A 15666-nucleotide genomic window follows, 5' to 3' on the forward strand; every position below is an offset into this window, starting at 1 on the left:
GGCCGGGCCCGGACGCGCCGGGATCAGATCATCACGGCATGGGACACGCACCAACCCTTGGCGGCCACGGCCTTGCCCGGGAAGAGTTGGCAGGGCCCCCAGGCGGCTCCCGCCTTGCCCTGGTAGAAGTTGCAGTTGAAGCAGGCGTCCTTGGGATCCTTCTTGCCGGCGGCCTTGCTGGCGTCCTCGGTGTACTTCAGGGCCGAAGCGGTCGGGTCCGACGGGGAAAGATGCGGAAGGTCCTGGGCCTGGGCCAGCCCCGGCAGGGTACCGAGGATGGTCGCGGCGGCGACACCGCCCGCGGCGGCCTTGAGGAAACGCCGGCGCCCCTCATTGTTCTGATCGTGTTGCGACATAGGTGAACCTCCGTCGATGGTGGACCGTGGCCTGGGCCTCCGGTGCTGGCGGTGATCCTACCGTCTTCGACCAAAAGCGAGTGGTTCGCATTAATCGTGCAAGGCCACGAAAAGTCCCCATGTTATGATCGAACCCTGTTTGGACGTCCAAATCCCCATGCCGAAGATCCTCCCCACCGTCGACCCCATCGCGCTTGCCGAGCGCGCGGATGCCATCGCGGACGCCGCCCGGGAACTGGCCGCGTTCGGCTGGACCCCGGCGACAAGCAGCAATTTCTCGATGCGGATCGACGAGGACCTCGCCGCCATCACGATCTCGGGTCGTGACAAGGGCCGCCTCGGGCGCGATGACATCATGGTCGTCGACATGGAGGGCAAGGCCGTCGGCTCCGATCACCGCCCATCCGCCGAGACCGGCCTTCATACACAGGTCTATCGCCGCTTTCCCGGTGCCAACGTGGTGCTGCACACCCATTCGCGCACCCAGAGCGTGGCCTCACGGCTGTTCGCCTCGCAAGGACGCGTGCACCTCGAAGGCTGGGAGCTGCAGAAAGCCATTTCCGGCTACACCACGCATGAAAGCGTGCTCGACATCCCCGTTTTCCCCAACACCCAGCACATGCCCGAGCTGGAGGCGCAGGTGGATGCCTGGATCGACGCAGGCAAGCCGCTATACGCCTACCTGATCGACGGGCATGGCATCTACACCTGGGGGCGCGACATGGCGGAGACCCGTCGCCACCTGGAGGCCCTGGAATTCCTGCTGGGCTGCGAACTCGACCTGAGGAGGCTTTCCCCATGAGCCGTCTGCGCATCTACGACGACAACAAGAACGACACTCCCATCGCCGTCCACGAGGACCACGCCGACATCGCCACCGCGCTGAACGCGGTAGGCGTGCGTTTCGAGCGGTGGGAAGCCAACCAGGCGATCGCCCCCGGCGCCAGCCAGGAGGCGGTCATCGCGGCGTATCGTGCGGACATCGATCGCCTGATGGCCGAGAACGGCTATCGCTCGGTGGATGTGATCAGCCTCAAGCCCGACCATCCGGACCGTGCGGTGTTCCGCCAGAAGTTCCTGAACGAACACACGCACAGTGAAGACGAAGTGCGCTTCTTCGTCGCCGGCGCGGGCCAGTTCACCCTGCACATCGATGGCAAGGTGTATGAAGTACTTTGCGAGAAAGGCGACCTCATCGGCGTGCCCGATGGCACCCCGCACTGGTTCGACATGAGCGAATCGCCCTACTTCGTGGCAATCCGCCTGTTCACCAATACCGAGGGCTGGGTCGCCAATTTCACCGGCACGGACATCGCCGAACGCTTCCCGCGCATGACGCCGCATACCTCGGCCACCACCGTATCGTAAGCACGCCCTGTCGTTTATCCTGCGGATCTTCCCCCCGATCCGCAGGCTTCTCCCGCATGTCCGATATCCGCGCCGTCCTCACCGACATCGAAGGAACCACCAGTTCGATCGACTTCGTCAAGGACGTGCTCTTCCCCTATGCCCGCAAGCACCTGCCGGCCTACGTCGAGACGCATACGGACGAAGCCGAGGTGCAGCATTGGCTACATGAAGCCGCGAAGGAAGCCGGCATCATGGAGGCGACGCGTGGTGAGATCATCGACCTCCTGGTCCGCTGGATCGACGAGGATCGCAAGTCCACGGCATTGAAGGCCTTGCAAGGCATGATCTGGCGCGAAGGCTACGAGTCCGGCGTCTATGTCTCGCACATGTACCCGGAAGTAGCCGATCGTCTGCGTGCATGGCATGCGCAGGGCCTGAAGCTCTACGTATATTCCTCGGGTTCCGTGCCCGCGCAGAAGCTCTTGTTCGGGTTCACCGGCGATGGCGACCTGACACCGCTGTTTTCCGGCTATTTCGATACCCAGACCGGACACAAGCGCGAGGTGGAGTCGTATCGCCGGATAGCCGACGCGATCGGCTTGCCGCCCGCGCAAGTCCTGTTCCTCTCCGACATCCGCGAAGAACTCGATGCGGCCCGCGAAGCCGGCATGCGCACCACGCAGCTCGTCCGCCCTCCCCTGCCCGTGAGCGACAACGGCCATCCCGCTGTCGCCGATTTCAATGCAATCACTCCTTGATCCGCGCCGGCGGACGGCGATCTACGCCCTGGTCTCGTTCGCCACGGGCGTCCTGCTGACCGTTGGCCTGCTGCGTTACGGGCCGGAGCCGGTCACGGCCCGGCCTGAGCCCATCGCCGCGGTGACGGCGGCGCCCGTGGCTGCGCCATCCGTCGCTTCGTCGGCCCCGGCGGCGGATGCCCCGTCCGCGACGGCGGCGTCCGGCGGAGATGACGCCGAACTGGACGCGAGCGCCTGGCCGGATGCCGCGCCGACCCCGGAACAGGTCTTCTCGGCCCAGCCGGATGCGATGCGCAAGGCTATCGACAAGCTCGCCCCGCGCACGCGGGGCAAGCCCAATGTCTATGCCATCGCCTTCGGCGGCGATGGCTCCGAGGACGTCTTCCGCAATGAGGCGGAGTACGTCGACGTGCTGATGTCGAGCCGTCTGGGCAGCCCCGGGCACACCCTGGTCCTCGAGAACAACCCGGCAAGCCTCGCCACGCGCCCCTTGGCGAGCTGGACGAACCTCGAGGCGGCCCTCGACGGCCTGGCCAGGGTAATGGACCCGCGCGAGGACATCCTGTTGCTCTATGTGGCCACGCACGGCGGCAACGATCATTCGTTGCTGGTCGACATGGACCCGATTCCCCTCGACCAGCTCGATCCCGAGGGCCTGGCCGAGATTCTTGGCAAGCATGCCTTCCGATGGAAGGTCGTGGTGGTGAACGCCTGCTATTCCGGCGGGTTCGTCCCCAAGTTGCGTGGCACAGGCACCTTGGTGCTGACGTCGGCGCGCAGCGATCGCACCTCGTTCGGGTGCGGTGCGGATTCGGACATCACCTATTTCGGCCGTGCCTGGCTGGCCGATGGACTGAATGCCACGCCCGATTTCATCGAGGCGTTCGGCAAGGCCAGGACGGAGATCGCCGCGTGGGAAGCGAAGGAATCGCTGGAGGCTTCGGAACCGCAGATCGACGTGGGTGCGGGTATCGAGGACAAGCTGGCCGCGTGGCGCAAGACGGCGAAGATCGGTCCGGCGCTGCCGTTCAAGGCTGCGAAGTAGGCCTGTCGCCGACAGGGTCGGCTCCCACCTCAGGAGCATCGCCGCTGAAGCGGCTCCCACCAAGACCGCTTCGACATCGTGGGAGCCGCTTCAGCGGCGATGCTCTCAGGCCGAGGTATCCAACGAGAACCGGTCGGCATCCATCCATGCGGGGAAGCGCTCGCGATGAGCTTTCAGCGGCGCTGGGTCCAGCACCACCGTGATCACCTGTTCCTGCGTACCCAGTTCCACCAGCGGCTCGCCTACCGGATCGATCACCGCGCTGTCGCCCGCGTACGGCAAGTCATTGCCATCGACACCGACGCGGTTCACGCCGATCACATAGCACAGGTTCTCGATCGCCCGGGCGCGCAGCAAGGTGCGCCAGGGCTGCCTGCGCGGCGCCGGCCAATTGGCCACGAACAACGCCAGGTCGTAATCCATCCCGCCCGCCGATGCTTCACGGCGGCCATTGCGCAACCACACCGGGAATCGCAGGTCGTAACAGACCTGCGGCAGGATTCGCCAGCCCTTCAACTCGACGATCAGCCGTTCGTTGCCACCGCCGTAGCGTGTGTGCTCCCCGGCCATGCGGAAAAGATGACGCTTGTCGTAATACGCGAGCGAGCCGTCCGGCGAGGCCCAGATCAGCCTGTTGTAGACGGTATCGCCGTCGCGGATCACCAGGCTGCCGGTAATCGTGGCGTTCACCTCGACGGCGAGGGCGCACATCCAGGCGACGCTGGGACCGTCCATCGACTCGGCATTTCCCAACGTGTCGTTCGTGAAACCCGACAGGAAGGTTTCCGGCAGCACGATGAGGTCGCTGGGGGCGGCACCGCGCACAAGAGCACCGTAGTAGTCGCGATTGCCGGGGGCGTCGTGCCAGCGTGTCGCGCCCTGGACGAGGGAGACGGTCAGAGTTTGCACAGGAGCTCCGCGGCGGCTTCCATGGTGGCATCGTTCTTGGCGAAGCACAGGCGGACCAGCCGCGTGTCCGGTGCGCTTTCGTAGAACGGGCTGAGGGGGATGACGGCCACGCCACCCTCCCGGACCAGCCATTCGCTGAAGTTGATGTCGTCGACGTCACGGATGGCGCTGTAGTCGACGAGCTGGAAATACCCGCCGGGCACATCGAGCAGGGTCAGGCGCGACGGCTTCAGCAAGTCGCGGAAACGGTCGCGCTTGGCCTGGTAGAAAGCCGGCAACTCGAGGTAATGCGCGGGCGTGGATTCGAGGAATTCCGCGAACGCCCATTGCGCGGGATTGAACGTGCAGAACGTCAGGTACTGGTGCACCTTGCGGAACTCGGCCGTGAGCGCCTTCGGCGCGATGGCGTAGCCGACCTTCCAGCCGGTGCAATGGTAGGTCTTGCCGAACGAAGAGACGACGATGCTGCGCGCGGCCAGTTCCTCGTGGCGCAGCACGCTCTGGTGTTCCCGCCCGTCGAAGACGATGTGTTCGTATACCTCGTCCGAGAGAACGACAATCGAAGTGTTGCGGATGATATCGGCCAGCTCGTCGAGATCGGCGCGGGAGAGCACGGCACCCGAAGGGTTATGCGGCGAGTTGATGAGGATCATCCGCGTCTTCGGGGTGACCGCGTCGCGCACGCGCTGCCAGTCGATCGCGAAGGCCGGCAAGGTCAGCGGCAGGTGCACCGCGGTCGCGCCCTGCAATTCGATCGCCGGTTCGTAGCTGTCGTAGCAGGGGTCGAAGACGATCACCTCGTCTCCCGCGCGGACCACGGCCGCGATAGCCGAGAACAGTGCCTCGGTGGCTCCCGAGGTCACCGTGACCTCGGTGTCCGGGCTCACCCGATGGCCATAGAGGCGTTCGGTCTTGAGCGCGATCTGCTCGCGCAGCTTAGCGATGCCCACGCCTGGCGCGTACTGGTTCTTGCCTTCGGCCATGGCCCGCGTGATGGCTTCGCGCAAGGCCTCCGGCGGTTCGAAATCGGGAAAACCCTGGCCCAGGTTGACCGCCTTGTGCTCGAGGGCCAGCTGGCTCATGACACTGAAGATCGTGGTGCCGACCTTGGGAAGCTTGGTTTCCAGCTGCATCGAACGCCCTTACTCGTTTGGACGGCCAAACGCCGTCGGATGTGCCGATCCTACCATGCGCGCCATGCGAATCGCTCCGGCCTGCTCCGGGTTCGCGGCGGCTTTCTCGCAGTCCTTGTGGAATTCGGCCTGGGCCCGCGGCAGGCGCTCGGCCAGGAAATCCACGAAACTGCGGATCGCAGGCAACAATCCACGGCGACTCGGATACACGAAATGCAGCGTGCCCTGCGCGGTGGTGTACTCCGGCAGCACCCATTCGAGGTCGCCATTGGCGAGCAAGGGACCGCAAAAATCCTCGGGCAGCAGCGCCACGCCGCAACATTGCACGGCGGCGGCGATCAGTACCGAAAAATCGCCGCTCACCAGGCGCGGCTTCACCTCCACCGCCGCCTTCTTCCCGTTCGCGTCGACCAGTTCCCAGACCTGGGCGCCCTCGTGTTCGTACATGGACAACGCCGGAAGCAGGGCCAGTTCGTCCAGTGTCTTCGGCCGCCCATTGGAATCGAGGAACTTGGGACTCGCCACCAGCAGGCTTCGCGCATAGCCGATGCTGCGCAACACCAGGGTCGCATCGGTGTCCAGCTTCTCGCGGACCCGAATGGCGACGTCGTATCCCTCGCCGATGACGTCCACGCGGCGGTTGGTGGCGGTCAGGCGCACCTGCACCTTCGGGTGTTCGAGCATGAAGGCCGGCAACATCGGGCCCACCACGTTTTGCGCGAGGGAGATGGGGCAGCTGACCCTGACCACGCCACGCGGCTCCGTGCGCAACTCGTCCACGGCGTCCTGTGCCGCGCGCGCCTCTTCGAGCACGGCGCGGCAGTGCTGGTAGAACCGCTCGCCGATCTCGGTGACCACGAAACGCCGCGTGGTGCGCTGGAGCAAGCGCACGCCGAGGCGATCTTCCAGTTGGGCGATCCGCTTGCTGAGGCGGGATTTAGGGATGCCCAGGGCGCGCCCGGCCGCCGAAAAGCCGCCGTGTTCCACCACCGAGGCGAAAAAATACAGATCGTTGAGGTCCTGCAGCGCGCCTTCCATCGGAGGCTCCCGTCGTTTCGCCTAAGAAACAATGAGTCTACTCCAAGCCGGCTAATCAGTGGATTGTCTGCGGCGTATCGTTCTTGGCATCCCGCTCAGGGCGGCCAATCACTGAGGATTCGTCCATGAAACTCCTGCATATCGATGCCAGCGCGCTTGGTGCCCATTCCGTGTCGCGTGGCCTGACGGCCGCCGTCGTGGCCGAATTCGTCCGCAACCACCCCGGTATCGAGGTCACCTACCGCGACCTGCATGCCGCTCCCCTTGCCCCCTGGGCGATGCCGGCAGGCGAGGACGACCCGAATGCCGCCGAAGCGGAAAAGGTGATGGAGGAATTCCTGGCCGCCGACGTCGTGGTCGTCGGGGCGCCGATGTACAACTTCGGCATCAGCAGCACGCTCAAGGCCTGGATCGACCGGATCGCCGTCGCCGGCAAGACTTTCCGCTACACCTCGGCGGGGCCTGAAGGGCTCGCGGGTGGGAAGCGGGTGATCGTCGCCTCGTCGCGTGGCGGCATCTATACAGCGGGCACCCCGGCGGCGGCCATGGACTTCCAGGAGCCGTACCTGCGTGCGGTCTTCGGTTTCCTCGGCGTCACCGACATCGAGTTCGTTCGCGCCGAGGGCATGGCGATGGGCGACGACCACAAGAATCAGGCCATCGGCGGCGCCGTCGCCGGCATCGGCAGCCTTCTGCGCAAGGCGGCCTGATAAAAAAGAAGGGCCGTGCAAGGCGCGGCCCTTCTTTTCCTCAGGACGACGGAGAATTCTGTTTTCCTGGCTTGTCCTTGGGCATGTTCTGGTGTTCCTGCGGGTGCCCCTCGCCGGGAAGCTTAGGCTTACCGTGCGAGGGCTTCGGGTTGTCTTCCCGATAGCCGGGTGTCTCTTGCTTGCCGTCGTTGGTCATCTCGATACCTCGTCTTCGCTCAAGGCCGTTGCTGGCATGCGGCATGGCCGCATTCGCAGGCGCCGCCCATGTTCTGGCTCTCGGCTGCCATGCGGCAGCTTTCGCTGCAATAGTCCCTCGATACCGGCACCTGGCAGTTGCAGCCCACATGGTCACAGGGTTTGCTGGCTTCGTTCATGCGTCGCCTCCTCGTTGCCTCGACGAGCCTGCGCGGAGCGGCGTCTATTTTTCGTAACCGGACGGCGAAACGGCAGCCCCATCCATGGCGGCCCAGCCGTGCGCCTCCACGAGCAGGCCGCTCAGGCTGCGGACATCCTGGAGGTTGTGTTCCGCCACGCGGACCAGGTTGGCCGACGAACCTCCACGCAGGTAGGTGAGCCAGGCGCGCGGCGCCTCCGAGCCGGGCAGATCGTCCTCACGCACGATGCGCAACAACTTGCGCTCGGCCGTCTGCATCTTGCAGTTCTCCCAGGCCCGCCGGTAGCGACGGCGCATGGGATGCAGCAGGTCGACGTGCGCACGGCCAAGCAATGGGTTCGGCAATCGTGCAAGCCGGTAACGCGTGGCCAGCAAGGGCGCGTCGTACGACTTGCCGTTGTAGCTGACCAGGAACGTTTCCGGTTCGATCCACCGGGCGAATTCCCGCAGCATGGCGGCCTCGGCCGCCATCGTCGTGATGTAGAGCTGGCGGACGCGCAACGCGCCGTCGTGCCAGTCCGCGGCACCGATCATGAAGGCGCGCGTGCCGGTGCCGCCTGCCAGGCCCGTGGTTTCGGTGTCGAAGTGCAGGAACTGCTCGCGCCGCGCCGTGGCCAGCTTCGCGAACGAGAGATCGAGTTCCGCCGGCGGCTCCGCCCAGACGAAGCGCTGTTCGATGTAGCGCAGGCCGGGGGCGAGTTCGTCGCCGGGTACTTCCCGGGTGTATGGGCGGAGGGGTGTTCGTGGCTGGGCGAGACGATCGCGGACGCCGGCCATGCGGCGGAGCGTGGCGAGGTCGGGAGGGCGGGTAGGTGTGCCGCGAGGCTCGTGACGGCCGTCATCGCGAGCATCCTTCGCCTGCGGAGCGGCGATTCCAGCCTGCCGGCGCAGGATGGCCAGCTTCGACGCCAGATCGCTCATGCAACCGCACCCAACAACCGCAGTACGCGCGACGCCAATGCCCGCGGCGTTTCCTCGCGCCCCTCGTCCGTGGCGAGCACGGGCCCCACGCATGCCGGGCAACCCGCCTTGCAATCACAACCTTCGACCGTCGCCAGGGCGTGCCGCAACAATTCCGGCGCACGGCGGAACAGGGGCTCGCTGAGCCCGACGCCGCCGGGGAAGTTGTCGTACAGGTAAACCGTCGGCAGGAAGCGCTCCAGTGTGTCCGGCAAGGCGAGACCGCCGTCCGGTGCGCGAACCTGCCCACGCCCCGTGGTATCCACCTGGGCGGACCAGACGCCGTCGCCGGAGCCGACCGCCTTCTGCAAGTCGCGCGGCTCGGCCATCACCGCGACGACGGCCGCCGTGTGCAGGGCATATGCCGCACCGAGGAATCCATCGAGGGCGTGCTGCCGCGAACGAAACGCTTCGTCGAGTACCGTTTGCGGCAACTGCCACCACACGGCGGTGGAATGGAGTTCCTGGTCCGGCAGGTTGACCGGCCCGTAGCCGATGTTCTCGTGCGTGTAGTAGCGGATCTTCTTGTACCCGGACACCCGGCGCACGACGTGGACTTCACCGTGTCGCGCGCTGCCGTCGCCCGACTTGCTACCGTCGAAGCATTCCAGCTCCTTGAGCTTGGTGTAGTCGATGGCGTCGGTGTAGTAGTCGACGCGGGTGCGCGTGCAATAGGCCTTGCGCCCATCCCAGTCGAGCTTCTCCACCTGGTAAGGCACCGACTGGATCATGTGGATCGCGCCCTCGTAAAGCGTCAGCGCCGCGGCCGAGTAGTCCACTTCGGCGATGATCGCCTGCCGGCCTTCCGTGCGGTCCACCACCACGAAGTTGCCGTCGGCGACCGATCGCAGGCTCACCGCGTTGGCCGGGTAGCTGTCGGCGATCCACTCCCAGCGCTCGCCCTCGTTGTGCAGCACCTCGGATTCCGCCAGTACCTGCAGGTACGGCTCGGCATCATCCGGGCCAAAGGCGTCGCCGCTGACGAACGGGAGTTCGAATGCCGCGCAGCGGATGTGGTCGAGCAGGATCAACGGTTGGTCGGGCTGGATCCTCGCATGCTCGGGGCTGGCCTCGGTGAGGAAGGTGGGGTGTCGCATCAGGTACTGGTCGAGCGGCGCACTGGTGGCGACCAGGACGCCGAGCGACGGTTGCTGCCGGCGTCCCGCCCGACCGAAACGCTGCCACGTGGCCGCGATCGATCCGGGGTAGCCGTTCAACACCACGGCATCGAGGCTGCCGATGTCGACACCCAACTCCAGCGCGGAGGTGGAAACGATACCGTCCACGTCGCCCGCCCGCATCTCGCGCTCCACCTCGCGCCGCTCGGTCGGCAGGTAACCGCCGCGATAGGCACGTATCCGCGCCGGCTTGCGCGTGTCGTGGTCGAACACGTCTTTCAGGTACTTGGTGAGCACCTCGACCATCAGCCGCGACTGGGCGAATACCAGGGTCTTCATCTTCGCCTTGATGGCGACGCGCGCGATGAGGCTGGTCTGTGAACGGGCCGAGGCGCGCAAGCCCAGGTCGGGATTGATCACCGGTGGATTCCACAACAGCACGTGCTTGTCGCCACTGGGCGCGCCGCTGCGGGCGATGGTGACCACGTCATCCTCGATCAGCGCCCGTGCATGCTCCGCGGCATTGCCGATCGTGGCCGAGCACAATACGAATTGCGGACGCACTCCATAGAACGCGCAGATGCGCTTGAGCCGGCGCAGCACATTGGCCAGGTGCGAACCGAACACGCCACGATAGGTGTGTATCTCGTCGATCACCACATAGCGCAGGTTCTCGAAGAACTGTGCCCACTTGGTGTGATGTGGAAGGATGGCCTGGTGCAGCATGTCCGGGTTGCTGACGACGATATCGCCATGCAGGCGGATGGCCTGGCGTGCATCGCCGGGGGTATCGCCGTCGAAGGTGAAGGCCTTCACGCCGAGGTCGCCGGCGCGATTGATGTCGAGCAATTCGGCGACCTGATCTTGCGCCAGCGCCTTGGTGGGAAACAGATAGAGCGCCTTGGCACCCGCTTCCAGCACCGAGGCCAGCACCGGCATCGTGTAGCAAAGCGTCTTGCCCGAGGCCGTCGGCGTGGCGACCAGCACGTGCCTGCCCGCGCGCGCGGCGTCCCAGGCTTCCTGCTGGTGGCTGTAGAGACGATCGATGCCGCGTGCACTCAAGGCCTGTGCCAGACCGGTCGGGAGATCGTCCGGCAGGGGCACGAAACTACCCTCCCGGCCGAAGACCGTGAAGGCGGAACAGACCCGGTCGCCGTATTTGTCGGTGAGACGGTGCGCGAGCGTGCGGCCGTCGTGAGGGGTGGCGAGGACCGAATCGGCCTCGTCGGTGCGCAGGGCTTGCAGATAGGCGGCCATGGGAACTACCGGGCACGGGGGCGCCCGTTATCCCCTGTCACGGTCTCATAGGCTGCGACGCGTGAAGGGCCGTATAGGTGACCTCGTCGCCAGCCTCCGCGCTGGCGAGCCTCCACAGCCCGGATTCGTCCTCGATCTTGATCTCCGTGGGTTGGCCTTGCTGAGCCTGGATCGCCGCCGCCAGCGCCAGGGCATGGCGCAACGCTTCCTCGCGGGTCGGAAATTGTCCTACCAGCTCGGCATTGCGGCGCAGGCTCCACTGCCCGCGGGACGACGCATTGAACGGTACGTAGAGAGTCGTGCGCTGCAAGTCGGTGGCTCCGCCGGGAAAGGCCCCCCTCGGCCTTGGCCGGGACGAAACTAGGTGGCGATCCGTCGCGGTCGCGTTATGGCGGGGTCGCCGTCGCAGTCACGTCATCGCGAATAGGACCGGCGCGCACCGGCCAGCCAGTCGGCGTGCTTGATCCCACGCTCCATGGCGGCGTCCACCGCGAGACGTTCTTCCTCGAATTCGTCCAGCAGCGTGATCATCACGAAGCCGCGCGGGCCGGCATGCTCGGCCGGCTCGACGATATAGGCCGCCTTCCAGCGGCCCGCCGCCGTCTTCAACGTACGGACTTCCACGGAATACCGGCCAACGATACGTCGATGCACGATACGACTCCCTTGGCTGGATGAAAAACACTCAGGCTTTCGGTGGCGCCTGCGTGTCCAGTCCCTCCCCGCTGGCGGGGATGGTGAAGTTCTTCGTCTCGCCCTGGCCCACGCTGGCATCGGCTTCGACCCGCTCCGCAGCACAGGCGCCGTGCGGGAGCATGCTGAGTTTGCGCGTGCCCGAGGGAACGTGGAGGACGAGTTGTTCGCCGATTTCCATGTCGGCCACCACTTTGTCGTCGACATAGATGGCCGTGGAGCAACCGGCACCCCACAGGCCCTGCTCGCGGACGATGTTCAGGGTGGCGTCGCCGCCGCTGGAATCCTGGTAGTCGAAGACCGTACTGGACGGAACGTCGTGGATGCCGACGTGGCGTTCGTTCTGCGTGGCGCAGCCGGCAAGCAGGACCAGGGCCGAAAGAGCGATGTGGCGCATCGGGGAACACTCCATGAATGATGATGGCAGCATTCGTTCCACAATGTCGAGGTTACGTGAAATCCTTCCGCCCCCGCACCATCTGCCAAGGCATCCGGTTCGGCGCTAGACTTTCGCGATGACCGTCAAGCACGCCAGTACGCCCACCGCCCTCGTCTTCGACCGTGCCCACATGGTGGCGGAGACCGTCGCCCTCGTCCTTGCCGACGCAGGTTACGCGGCGCGCGCCACCGTCACGTACCGAGACGCCAAGCGCGCCTTTCAAGAACTACCGGAACTGGCTCTCATGGTGATCCATGCCGACACCCCCGGGGAGCGCAGGGGCACCGGCCTGCTGCAGGCGCTCATCCGCGAACGGCCGAATACCGCGATCGTGGTCGTATCCAGCCGGTTGCCACAGGATCTCGGGCCATTCCCGCTATCCGCGGTTTTCCTCGAGAAGCCCTTCGACCGCGCCCAGCTGCTCGAGGCCGTGGAGCGCGCGAGGGAATCCCGCCCTCGCGCCTGAGCCATCAGAGGCAGGAAATGGCTTCGTCGCGGAAGCGGCCGTCGTAGTCGCCCTTGCCCTTCTGGATTTCGTACATCACCACCTGGGCGCCGGCGCCGCTGGCGGTGACATCGAGGCGCTCGTGCTTGCCGTCGTCATTGGCGGTCACGCGGCCCTTGTCTTCCTTCGCATCGCCCTTGGCGTCCTTGGAAAGGGCCTGCCACTTCGGCTCCACGCACTGAACGTAAGCCGTCACGCTCTTGCCTGTCTTGCTGCTGAGCTTGGGCAGGGTGTCGGTCATGCCACTGGTGGCGCAGCCGGCGAGGACGGTGCAGGCGGCGATCGCAAGAACGTGTTTCATGCTGGATTCCACGGTAAGGGTCCGGGAATTCTAGCGCGACGGGGCGACCGCGATCAGGTACCCGAGCGTGCGACGACGTTCGCCTCGGCCTTCGCCAACTGTCCATTGGTGCACTTGAGGTAGCTCGACGAGGTCAGCCAGCGCTTGTCCGGATAGTACGAGAACACCATCTGGCCACCCTTCAGCGCGTCGATCAACTTGTGCGCGATCGCCGTGCGGACCGCCGGGCAACCCCAGCTCCGGCCGATGCGGCCAGCCACTTTCGCCATGGCCTCGTTCACGTAGGCGGCACCGTGGATCACGATGGCCCGCGCCATCGCCTGGTCGTTCACGCCGGGCTCGAGCCCCGTCATGCGCAGGGAATAGCCGTTCTTTCCGGTGTAGGTGTCCGACGTGCGAAACAGGCCCAGGCTGGATGCGAGGCTGTCTGGCGCATTGGAGAATTTCGTCGCGGTCGCGTCACCACTGTTCTTGCCGTGCGCGACCAACTCCTGGAAGAGCAGCTTGCGATTGACCGTATCGAACACCCACAGGCGTGGCTGCGACGAGGGCTTCGAGTAATCGATCACCGCCAGGCGGTCGGCCGGCTGGCCTCCTTGCGTCTGTGCGCACTCCGCAGCCTGGACAGCCAGTCCGATGACTTTCGGATCGGCCGCGGGAGCCAGCCGCGACAAGGCGTCGCCGAGCGAATCGGCGGCATGGGCCTGGGCGGGGAGGAAAAACAGTGCGCCGAGCAACGGCGCGGACGCGAGGAGCGTTCGGAACGGTCGAATCATGCGGCCAGCCAGGAGGGGGTACGACAGGGCATCCTAACGTGCTGATCATTTATTAACCACAACACTGTCACTTCTTTGCCATTCAGATAGGTGAAAGCGTAGGGTTATCAAGGTTCGACAAAGGAAGCACCGATAATGACCATGGAAGCCAAGACGTTACGCCGCGGGGCCCTGGTGGCGCTATGGAGTGTCCTGCCCGCCTGGGCCTGGGGCCAGGCACTCCCTTCGCCGCCCTCCTCCGCCGCCTCGCCTCCACCCATCGTGGCCACGGAGCCGGCGCCGGCCACCAGCGCACCCCAGCCTCCTCCCGCCGACGATCCGCTCGCGCAGGCCATCTACGCTCGTTTGCAGCAGATGACGCCGCTGGAAGGCGGCCCGCTGCCGCGCCAGGACGCGGCGCTGGGCAAGGCGGTGGCCGATTTCTACGCGCAACGTCACTACACCGCCGCCTGGGCGGACGAGACCAATGTGCGGCAATTGCTAGCCGGACTCGCTTCGATGCAAGGCGACGGCCTCCTGCCTGAGGATTACCAGCTCTCCCAGCTGAAGGCCACGGTCGAGGCCCCGGATTGGGCGGGCGCGTCGCCGCAGCGGCGGGCCGAGTTCGAAGTGACGGCGACGGGTGCCTACATCACGGCCCTGGTCCAACTGGCCCGTGGAAAAGTGGACCCCGTGCGGCTGGACCCGACCTGGAACTTCGACCCCGCCGCGATCGACCCGCAGGAAGGCATGACGCTGCTGCAGACCTCGATCGATGAGCGCAGCATCGACCAGGCCTTCGCCACGGCCCGGCCGCAAAACCCGCTTTACGCGAAGCTGCGCGACGCGCTCGCCCAGCTTCGCGCCACGGCCGCCGAGGGCGGCTGGCCCGACGTGCCGGACGGCCCCGTCTTAAAACCCGGGATGACGGATGCCCGCGTCGTCGCGTTGCGTGCGCGCCTGGTCGCGGGTGGTTACCTCGATCCGACGCTCGCCGACGGCGATCACTTCGACAATCCGCTGAAAGACGCGGTCAAACGCTTCCAGGCCGACCAGTACCTGGACGCCGACGGCAACGTGGGCGGTGAAACGATCGCCGCGCTGAACGTATCCATCCAGGACCGCATCGGCCAGGTCCGGGCCAACCTCGAACGGGCGCGCTGGTTGCTGCATTCCTTGCAAGGCACCTTCGTCGTGGTCGACGTCGCGGGCTACAAGGTGACCTACTACCGCGACGGCAACCCGGTATGGAAATCGCGCGTCCAGGTCGGCAAACCCTACCGCAGTACACCGATCTTCCGCTCGCAGATCACCTACGTCACCTTCAACCCGACCTGGACGATCCCGCCCACGATCCTCAAGAACGATGTCTTGCCGAAGATCCGCAAGAATCCCTCCTACCTCGCCAACAATCGCATCCGGGTGCTCGACAGCAGTGGGAATACGCTATCCCCGTCGAAGGTGAACTGGGCCAACCCGCGGGGAATCACGTTGCGCCAGGATGCCGGGCCCGGGAATTCGCTCGGGCAGGTGGTCATCCGCTTCCCCAATTCGTTCGCCGTCTACCTGCACGACACGCCGCACCAGGAACTGTTCGAGAAGGCCAAGCGCGATACGAGTTCGGGATGCATTCGCGTGGAGCATCCGCTCGAACTGGTGGAGCTGTTGTTCAACGACGCGCAGAAATGGAACCGCCAGGCGATCGACGAGCGCATCGCCACGAAGAAGACGCAGAACGTGACCCTGCCCACGGCGGTACCGGTCCTGCTCGCCTACTGGACCGTCGACATCGCGGACGACGGAAAGCTCGCATACAAGCCGGATGTATACCAGCGTGACGGTTCACTGCTGGCCGCCCTGGACAAGCCCCAGCCCCTTCGTACTCCCTGAGCGGCGGCCTGAAAAACACCGGGACCCCGACTCTTCGCCCGTGCTTCACGGGCGA

Annotated in this window: 20 protein-coding genes; 7 read left to right on the top strand and 13 right to left on the bottom strand. The window is 65.6% G+C overall.

Going from position 1 to position 15666, the window contains the following annotated elements; all coding sequences use genetic code 11:
• Window positions 1-23: 23 nt before the first annotated feature.
• Window positions 24-356: a high-potential iron-sulfur protein gene (locus tag ACN9M2_RS10600; protein ID WP_306846730.1), complete on the bottom strand. Its 333-nt coding sequence runs from the start codon at window positions 354-356 to the stop codon at window positions 24-26.
• A gap of 157 nt (window positions 357-513) precedes the next feature.
• Between ACN9M2_RS10600 and ACN9M2_RS10605 the strand changes: the two genes are divergently transcribed.
• From ACN9M2_RS10605 to ACN9M2_RS10620, 4 genes are read left to right on the top strand one after another with little or no spacing between them, the layout of a single operon-like run.
• Complete coding sequence (locus tag ACN9M2_RS10605) at window positions 514-1158, top strand: methylthioribulose 1-phosphate dehydratase (protein ID WP_426284705.1); 645 nt, start codon at window positions 514-516, stop codon at window positions 1156-1158.
• Window positions 1155-1724 (top strand): 1,2-dihydroxy-3-keto-5-methylthiopentene dioxygenase, encoded by a 570-nt coding sequence (locus ACN9M2_RS10610; RefSeq protein WP_426284706.1) that lies wholly within the window; start codon window positions 1155-1157, stop codon window positions 1722-1724. Before ACN9M2_RS10605 ends, ACN9M2_RS10610 begins: the two co-directional genes overlap by 4 nt.
• Window positions 1725-1780: 56 nt before the next feature.
• Window positions 1781-2464 (top strand): acireductone synthase, encoded by a 684-nt coding sequence (gene mtnC, locus ACN9M2_RS10615; RefSeq protein WP_426284707.1) that lies wholly within the window; start codon window positions 1781-1783, stop codon window positions 2462-2464.
• A complete protein-coding gene (locus ACN9M2_RS10620; protein ID WP_426284708.1) occupies window positions 2448-3509 on the top strand; it encodes a C13 family peptidase in 1062 nt (353 codons plus the stop codon). Before mtnC ends, ACN9M2_RS10620 begins: the two co-directional genes overlap by 17 nt.
• Before the next feature lie 105 nt (window positions 3510-3614).
• On the opposite strand, the gene ACN9M2_RS10625 is transcribed toward ACN9M2_RS10620, so the two are convergent.
• From ACN9M2_RS10625 to ACN9M2_RS10635, 3 genes are read right to left on the bottom strand one after another with little or no spacing between them, the layout of a single operon-like run.
• On the bottom strand, window positions 3615-4418 hold the full coding sequence (locus ACN9M2_RS10625; RefSeq protein ID WP_426284709.1) for an amidohydrolase: 804 nt from the start codon (window positions 4416-4418) through the stop codon (window positions 3615-3617).
• Entirely contained in the window at window positions 4406-5551 is a 1146-nt protein-coding gene (locus ACN9M2_RS10630) for a pyridoxal phosphate-dependent aminotransferase (protein ID WP_426284710.1), read from the bottom strand. Before ACN9M2_RS10630 ends, ACN9M2_RS10625 begins: the two co-directional genes overlap by 13 nt.
• Window positions 5552-5560: 9 nt before the next feature.
• Window positions 5561-6589, bottom strand: a complete 1029-nt coding sequence (locus ACN9M2_RS10635; RefSeq protein WP_371021921.1) for a LysR substrate-binding domain-containing protein — start codon at window positions 6587-6589, stop codon at window positions 5561-5563.
• Window positions 6590-6714: 125 nt separating this feature from the next.
• On the opposite strand from ACN9M2_RS10635, the gene ACN9M2_RS10640 reads away from it, so the two are divergent.
• Window positions 6715-7299 carry an FMN-dependent NADH-azoreductase gene (locus ACN9M2_RS10640; RefSeq protein WP_426284711.1) on the top strand — a complete coding sequence of 195 codons (585 nt, stop codon included), beginning with the start codon at window positions 6715-6717 and terminating at the stop codon, window positions 7297-7299.
• Window positions 7300-7339: 40 nt separating this feature from the next.
• Here ACN9M2_RS10640 and ACN9M2_RS10645 read toward each other — a convergent pair whose 3' ends face one another.
• The 7 genes from ACN9M2_RS10645 to ACN9M2_RS10675 all read right to left on the bottom strand — a co-directional run bounded on the left by ACN9M2_RS10645 (window position 7340) and on the right by ACN9M2_RS10675 (window position 12118).
• On the bottom strand, window positions 7340-7495 hold the full coding sequence (locus ACN9M2_RS10645; RefSeq protein ID WP_426284712.1) for a hypothetical protein: 156 nt from the start codon (window positions 7493-7495) through the stop codon (window positions 7340-7342).
• A 19-nt stretch (window positions 7496-7514) separates the two neighbouring features.
• Window positions 7515-7673: a hypothetical protein gene (locus tag ACN9M2_RS10650; protein WP_426284713.1), complete on the bottom strand. Its 159-nt coding sequence runs from the start codon at window positions 7671-7673 to the stop codon at window positions 7515-7517.
• A gap of 44 nt (window positions 7674-7717) precedes the next feature.
• Window positions 7718-8614, bottom strand: a complete 897-nt coding sequence (locus ACN9M2_RS10655) for a ribonuclease H-like domain-containing protein (protein ID WP_426284714.1) — start codon at window positions 8612-8614, stop codon at window positions 7718-7720.
• Complete coding sequence (locus ACN9M2_RS10660) at window positions 8611-11028, bottom strand: DEAD/DEAH box helicase (RefSeq protein WP_426284715.1); 2418 nt, start codon at window positions 11026-11028, stop codon at window positions 8611-8613. The genes ACN9M2_RS10655 and ACN9M2_RS10660 overlap by 4 nt, the downstream gene beginning before the upstream one ends.
• Window positions 11029-11065: 37 nt before the next feature.
• Window positions 11066-11338 carry a hypothetical protein gene (locus ACN9M2_RS10665; RefSeq protein WP_426284716.1) on the bottom strand — a complete coding sequence of 91 codons (273 nt, stop codon included), beginning with the start codon at window positions 11336-11338 and terminating at the stop codon, window positions 11066-11068.
• 104 nt (window positions 11339-11442) lie between these two features.
• Window positions 11443-11682: a hypothetical protein gene (locus ACN9M2_RS10670; protein ID WP_426284717.1), complete on the bottom strand. Its 240-nt coding sequence runs from the start codon at window positions 11680-11682 to the stop codon at window positions 11443-11445.
• A gap of 31 nt (window positions 11683-11713) precedes the next feature.
• Window positions 11714-12118 (bottom strand): hypothetical protein, encoded by a 405-nt coding sequence (locus ACN9M2_RS10675; protein ID WP_426284718.1) that lies wholly within the window; start codon window positions 12116-12118, stop codon window positions 11714-11716.
• Between the two features lie 118 nt (window positions 12119-12236).
• Here ACN9M2_RS10675 and ACN9M2_RS10680 point away from each other — a divergent pair, with 118 nt between their 5' ends.
• Window positions 12237-12626 (top strand): hypothetical protein, encoded by a 390-nt coding sequence (locus tag ACN9M2_RS10680; protein WP_426284719.1) that lies wholly within the window; start codon window positions 12237-12239, stop codon window positions 12624-12626.
• A gap of 4 nt (window positions 12627-12630) precedes the next feature.
• On the opposite strand, the gene ACN9M2_RS10685 is transcribed toward ACN9M2_RS10680, so the two are convergent.
• Entirely contained in the window at window positions 12631-12966 is a 336-nt protein-coding gene (locus tag ACN9M2_RS10685; protein ID WP_426284720.1) for a hypothetical protein, read from the bottom strand.
• Window positions 12967-13019: 53 nt separating this feature from the next.
• Window positions 13020-13742 carry a murein L,D-transpeptidase catalytic domain family protein gene (locus ACN9M2_RS10690; RefSeq protein WP_426284721.1) on the bottom strand — a complete coding sequence of 241 codons (723 nt, stop codon included), beginning with the start codon at window positions 13740-13742 and terminating at the stop codon, window positions 13020-13022.
• 135 nt (window positions 13743-13877) lie between these two features.
• On the opposite strand from ACN9M2_RS10690, the gene ACN9M2_RS10695 reads away from it, so the two are divergent.
• Window positions 13878-15611 (top strand): L,D-transpeptidase family protein, encoded by a 1734-nt coding sequence (locus tag ACN9M2_RS10695; protein ID WP_426284722.1) that lies wholly within the window; start codon window positions 13878-13880, stop codon window positions 15609-15611.
• The last annotated feature ends 55 nt before the right edge of the window (window positions 15612-15666 follow it).

The organism is Luteibacter sp. E-22 (genome assembly GCF_049913125.1).
Classification (GTDB): Bacteria; Pseudomonadota; Gammaproteobacteria; order Xanthomonadales; family Rhodanobacteraceae; genus Luteibacter.